Below are 1248 nucleotides of genomic sequence, written 5' to 3'. Positions count from 1 at the left end.
GGCCATGAAAGCCGGTGCCTCCTGCCAGGGTAGGGCCGCATGGTGCTCGACTGTCCGCACCTTCGAGGGCTTGGGCAGCAGCGCCTCCAGGTGTCCCCGCCAGCGCGCCGGGTTCTCACCTGACCTCGCGCCAATGGCCGTGGCGTAGTCGAGCACGGCCTCGACGCGCTGGCGCAGCCGGCTGGCAGTCTCCGTCTTCGACGTCCAGATCGGCCGCAGGACCTCCAGCACGTCGCTCGTAGCGATCCGCTTGACGTCGAGGTCACCGATCTTCGGGAAGGCATAACTCTGCAAAGTCGCCGACCACTGCGATGCATGCTTGGCATTGCGCCAGCCGGGCCGCTTGCTCTCGATCAGCGCCTCGGCAGCATCCCTGAAGGTAAGGATGGCCTGGCGGCTCCGTTCCGCCAGGGGATCTACACCATCCGCCTTCATGGCCCGGGCGGCTTGCGCCTTCTCCCGGGCACGGGCCAGGGAAACGTCCGGCCAGCGGCCGAGCCCCATGTCCCGGCGCTTGCCGCCGATCTGATAGCGCAGGACCCACGACCGTGACCCGCTCGGTTTCACGATCAGCCGGAGCCCGGCGCCATCCTCGTATACCCCTTGTCCCGCCGTTTCGACCTTGCGCGCAGTCAGAACACCCGAGCGCCGTGTCACGAACCGTTCCCACATTTGTTCCCGCTTCGGGATGCGGATTACCAGGAACGGTAGCGAGCGACAACGAACGCGCGAGTAGCCAAGCTGCTGAAAATACAACCATATCGTGAACCACTGTGAACGTTCGCGAACCCACCAGCTTAGCTTCGGGCGGACTGTCCCTCCGCCAGACCGATCGCGAGCAAATCTCAAGCGATTTCAAGAACTTACCAGTACTAGGCAGCAAAAAATGAATTGCTGCTTTGATTGCTGTCGCGATCATAAAAGCGCGTGACTCGCTAGTTAACGCTTGGTCTTTCTTGAGTCGAAGGTGCTCCATTCTGTGGGCTTATTCACCTGGAATTACTGTGATATAAGGGAGCCTCTTTAGGCGCCAACTCCTTGGAGCCAGAGGCCATGACAGCCAGAACGATACATTGCTCAATTGTAGAGATGTGTATTGTTGATATCTGCAACGACACTTCAGCTGCCGCCTCTGAACGACGCTAGCCACAGCACGCTTGCTCTTATGGCTCTTCGACTTAGAGTGCCTATCAAAACGGAACCTGGTGGTCTGGCCGTTGTTGGCCGGGCGTGATTGCACCGCTGGTT

General features: G+C 60.3%; 1 protein-coding gene. It reads right to left on the bottom strand.

Annotated elements, in window-relative coordinates:
* A partial coding sequence (locus EQG76_RS24815; RefSeq protein WP_200841097.1) for a tyrosine-type recombinase/integrase occupies positions 1-756 on the bottom strand: 756 nt, incomplete at its 3' end.
* Between the last annotated feature and the right edge of the window lie 492 nt (positions 757-1248).

It is taken from the genome of Geminicoccus flavidas, from assembly GCF_009806515.1.
Taxonomy (GTDB): domain Bacteria; phylum Pseudomonadota; class Alphaproteobacteria; order Geminicoccales; family Geminicoccaceae; genus Geminicoccus; species Geminicoccus flavidus.
Note: the sequence above shows the minus strand (reverse complement) of the source record. Positions and strands in the feature narration are given on the sequence as shown.